This window comes from Halomonas sp. 3D7M (assembly GCF_014897885.1).
Classification (GTDB): domain Bacteria; phylum Pseudomonadota; class Gammaproteobacteria; order Pseudomonadales; family Halomonadaceae; genus Vreelandella.
Genome location: NZ_JABUZF010000272.1, coordinates 9,736 through 14,379, shown reverse-complemented (window position 1 = coordinate 14,379; position 4,644 = coordinate 9,736). Strand labels below are relative to the sequence as shown.

The window sequence follows — 4,644 nt, the reverse complement described above, 5'->3', positions numbered from 1 at the left end:
GCGTAACCTATTCATGGCGTATGTTCATGTCGGTCATGACTGTGTGATTGGCAACGACTGTATCCTAGCTAACCAAGTCACTTTGGCAGGTCATGTTGTTCTCGGTGATCACGCTATTTTGGGTGGCCTTGCGGCTGTTCACCAGTTTTGTCACTTTGGTGAACATGCGATGGCCGGAGGCGGGTCGATTATTACCAAAGACACGCCCGCCTATGTGATGATCAATGGCAACCCTGCTGAAGCGCGAGGCCTTAATCTTGTTGGCTTGAAGCGCCGTGGCTTTAGTCGAGACGCGATCAATGCATTAAGCAGTGCCTACAAACTGGTATACCGCCAGGGCTTAACTGTCGAGCAGGCGGTTAGCGAAATGCGCAGCCGATTCGACCTGCCCGAAGTCACCACGTTTGCCGACTCTATTGAGCGGTCAACGCGCGGTATCGTCCGCTAATGACATTGATGTCTAGCCGACATCAACGATGGATTCAAATGCCACTACTTCTCCCGTCATCATGACACTTCAGCGCGTCTACATTGTTGCAGGCGAACTCTCCGGGGATATCCTTGGGGCAGGGTTGATGCACGAGCTGAAGCTGCGCCACCCCAACATTGAGTTTCGTGGGCTGGGCGGGCCTCGCATGGAAGCGCAGGGTCTGACGAGCCGCTTTCCCCTTGAAACATTATCGGTGATGGGGCTTGTTGAAGTCATCAAGCACTTGCCAGAGCTCATTCGCGTGCGCCGGATTCTGCGTGAAGAAGCGCTCGCCTGGCAGCCGGATATTATGATTGGCATTGACGCGCCTGACTTCAATATTGGTCTTGAAAAACAGCTGCGTGCCGCCGGATTAAAGACAGCTCACTATGTCAGCCCTTCGGTATGGGCATGGCGGCAAGGGCGGGTGAAAAAGATCGCCAAGGCGGTTGATGGCATGCTGACGCTACTGCCGTTTGAGGCTGACTTTTACCATCAGCACCAGGTGCCGGTCGCCTTTGTTGGTCATCCATTAGCGGATGAATTACCGCTTGAGAATGATCGCCAAGCGGCTCGCCAGATACTCGCATTGCCTGCTCAAGCCCCTGTTCTGGCAATACTGCCTGGTTCGCGGGGTAATGAAATACGCTTTCTTGGTGATACGTTTTTACGCGCTGCTGAGCTGCTCTGTCAGCGTAATGAATCACTGCATGTGGTCATTCCCGCAGCGACCCGCCAGCGTTATCAAGAAATTACCCAGCTCCTGGCAAACTACCCCACGTTAAGCGAGCGTGTCATGCTCTTGGAAGGGCAGGCTCGCGAGGCGATGGTAGCCAGCGATGCTGTGTTGCTGGCCTCGGGCACCGCCGCGCTAGAAGCCATGCTATGTCATCGGTCAATGCTGGTGGCTTATAAAATGGCGCCGATAACTCATTGGCTGGCAAAGCGCTTGGTGAAAACAGCATGGATTTCACTACCCAATTTGATTGCTCAAGAGGGCGTTGTGCCCGAGCTGATCCAGGACGCCGCCTCACCAGAAACGATCGCTGATCGGCTCGACGAAATGCTTAATAATGCCCAAGCACGTAACGCCCTGGAGGCACGCTTTGCCGATATGCATCGTGCGTTACAGCGCAATGCCAGCCAACGAGCGGCACAAGCAATTACCTCTCTGGCGGCGGGCCAGCCATTGGCTAGCGACGAAATAGTTTCCTACGAAGAGGGTCATCATGGCCGTTAAGCCGACTGATTATCCCCCCTTAGTGATCGACTATCGTGGTGACTTCTTAGCGGGCGTTGACGAAGTTGGGCGTGGGCCTCTGATTGGCAGTGTTGTGGCATCGGCGGTGATTCTTGATCTTAGTCGCCCTATTGAGGGGCTGACGGATTCAAAAAAGCTCACTGCTAAAAAACGCGAAGCGCTGGATGTGCTGATTCGCGAACGTGCGTTAGCGTTTGCTGTGGCCGAGGCCAGTGCTGCTGAGGTTGATCAGCTAAATATCTACCATGCCACTCATCTTGCTATGCGGCGTGCCATTGATGCTTTAACACCCGCGGCTGAATATTTATTGGTCGATGGTAATCGGTTGCCTGGGCACGAGCTTCCTGGGCAAGCGGTGGTAAAAGGCGATGCCCGTCATCCTGCGATCGCCGCTGCGTCAATTTTAGCCAAGGTGGCCAGAGATGCTCAGATGGCTGAGCTTGATCTGCGCTATCCTGATTATGGCTTTGCCCGCCATAAAGGTTATCCAACGAAAGAACATTTAGCGGCACTGTCTGCCCACGGGCCGCTTGCCGAACACCGCCGGAGCTTTGCGCCGGTTCAGCGTCAGTTAGCGCTGCTGTAAGCATTTTCTATTTATCTAGCTTTGTTGCTGAGAGTCCCATGACGGTTCCGTTTGTTCATCTACGTTTGCACAGTGAATACTCCCTGGTTGATGGCTTGGTAAAACTCAAGTCACTGGTCAGTACCACCGCTGAGCGCGGGATGCCGGCTCTGGCCTTAACCGATGAAGCTAACTTGTTTGGTTTGGTTAAGTTCTACAAAGCGGCGCAGGGCGCTGGCCTGAAGCCCATCATCGGTAGCGACTTATGGTTGTACAACCCCCATGATGAGGCCCATCCGTATCGCATTACGCTGCTGGCGATGAACGATGTGGGTTACCGCAATCTCACTGAATTGATTTCTAAAGGGTGGACCGATGGCCAGCGCCAAGGGCGAGCCATTCTGGACAAACAGTGGGTGCTAGCGCAAAGCGAAGGACTGATTGCGCTATCAGGCGGGCGTGAAGGCGAGATAGGTCGTCACTTGCTGTCTGATCATGAGCGCGAAGCCCGAGAGCTGTTGGAAGAGTGGCAGCGCGCCTTTCCAGACCGTTTTTATTTGGAGTTAATCCGTACCGGGCGGCCACTTGAAGAAGACTGCGTTCACGCGAGTGTGAAGCTTGCGATTGAGTCGAATACCCCAGTGGTAGCGACCAATGACGTGCGCTTTTTAGAGCGGGAGGACTTTTGGGCGCACGAAACCCGCGTTGCCATCGGTGAAGGCAAGGCCTTGGATGATCCGCGCCGTGAACGACGCTACACCGAAGAGCAGTACCTAAAAAGTCCTGAGGAGATGGCAGCACTGTTTGCTGATATTCCTGAGGCGCTTGAGAACAGCGTTATGATCGCCGAGCGGTGTAGCGTTGATGTACGGTTGGGCGAAATTTTCCTACCTGAGTTCGAAATTCCCGAAGGGATGACGCAGGATGAGTTTTTCCGCAAAGTCTCCCATGACGGCCTCACTGAACGGTTAGATTTTCTGTTCCCTGTTGAACAGTACCCCCGCGATAGCGATTCATATCGCGAGATTGATCAACGTTACCGTGACAGGCTTGAGTTTGAGCTGAACGTTATTATCCAGATGGGGTTTCCTGGTTACTTCCTGATCGTGATGGACTTTATCCAGTGGGCCAAGGATAACAACGTGCCAGTCGGCCCAGGGCGTGGTTCCGGTGCGGGCTCATTAGTGGCTTACGCGCAAAAAATTACCGATCTTGATCCCATTGGCTACGATCTGCTGTTCGAACGCTTTCTTAATCCTGAGCGTGTCTCCATGCCCGACTTTGACGTCGACTTTTGCATGGAAAAGCGCGACAAAGTGATTGAATATGTAGCTAATCGTTACGGCCGCAATGCGGTATCTCAGATTGTCACCTTTGGCACCATGGCTGCAAAAGCGGTGGTGCGCGACGTGGCGCGCGCTCAGGGGCGGCCTTACTCCTTAGGCGATAAGCTCTCTAAGCTGATCCCCTTTGAAGTGGGTATGACGCTTGCCAAAGCGATAGAGCAAGAACCGGCACTGAAAGAGTTTATCGGCAACGACGACGAAGCCGAAGAGATCTGGGAAATGGCCCTCAAGCTAGAGGGCACCACCCGGGGTACCGGTAAGCACGCGGGGGGCGTCGTCATTGCGCCCACCAAACTGACCGATTTCTCGCCGCTGCTGTGCGATGAAGATGGCTCTGGCCTGGTGGTGCAGTTCGATAAAAACGACATCGAAGACGCTGGGCTAGTAAAGTTCGACTTTTTGGGCTTGCGGACGCTGACGATTATCGACTGGGCGCTGGAAATGGTCGATAAAGTGCGGGGGGTAAACGGTCAAGCGCCACTTAACATCGACGCTATCCCGCTGGACGACAGCAAAACGTTTGAGATGCTTAAACGCGCGGAAACCACCGCCGTTTTCCAGTTGGAATCTCGTGGTATGAAGGAGCTGATTAAGCGCCTGCTGCCAGACTCCCTCGACGATATGATCGCTCTGGTGGCGCTATTCCGCCCAGGCCCGCTGCAGTCCGGCATGGTTGATGACTTTATCAATCGTAAGCACGGCCGTGCCGAAGTCTCTTACCCCCACCCAGATTATCAGCATGACCTGTTAAAGCCGGTACTCAGCCCGACATACGGCATTATTTTGTACCAAGAGCAGGTCATGCAGATTGCTCAGGTAATGGCCGGCTATTCACTGGGGCAGGCAGACATGCTGCGCCGCGCCATGGGTAAGAAAAAGCCCGAAGAGATGGCCAAGCAGCGTTCAGGCTTTATGGAAGGCTGTGCCGCCAACGGTATCGATAAAGACCTTGCTGGCAATATCTTTGATCTTGTTGAGAAATTCGCCGGTTATGGTTTTAACA

Annotated in this window: 4 protein-coding genes; all 4 read left to right on the top strand. The window is 53.9% G+C overall.

Annotated features, from left to right (window positions below):
• Window positions 1-448, top strand: a 448-nt coding sequence (locus tag INT22_RS21605) for an acyl-ACP--UDP-N-acetylglucosamine O-acyltransferase (RefSeq protein WP_446718968.1), incomplete at its 5' end; no start/stop codon positions are given.
• Window positions 449-509: 61 nt separating this feature from the next.
• Window positions 510-1,709, top strand: a complete 1,200-nt coding sequence (gene lpxB / locus INT22_RS19215) for a lipid-A-disaccharide synthase (RefSeq protein WP_193059999.1) — start codon at window positions 510-512, stop codon at window positions 1,707-1,709.
• Entirely contained in the window at window positions 1,699-2,316 is a 618-nt protein-coding gene (gene rnhB, locus INT22_RS19210) for a ribonuclease HII (RefSeq protein ID WP_193068766.1), read from the top strand. The genes lpxB and rnhB overlap by 11 nt, the downstream gene beginning before the upstream one ends.
• Before the next feature lie 38 nt (window positions 2,317-2,354).
• Window positions 2,355-4,644, top strand: a 2,290-nt coding sequence (gene dnaE / locus INT22_RS21600; protein ID WP_226912933.1) for a DNA polymerase III subunit alpha, incomplete at its 3' end; no start/stop codon positions are given.

What these genes read in the sequence shown, in the direction of transcription:
- lpxB (WP_193059999.1), top strand. Translation starts at nt 510, where the DNA reads ATGACACTTCAGCGCGTCTACATTGTTGCAGGCGAACTCTCCGGGGAT.
- rnhB (WP_193068766.1), top strand. Translation starts at nt 1,699, where the DNA reads ATGGCCGTTAAGCCGACTGATTATCCCCCCTTAGTGATCGACTATCGT.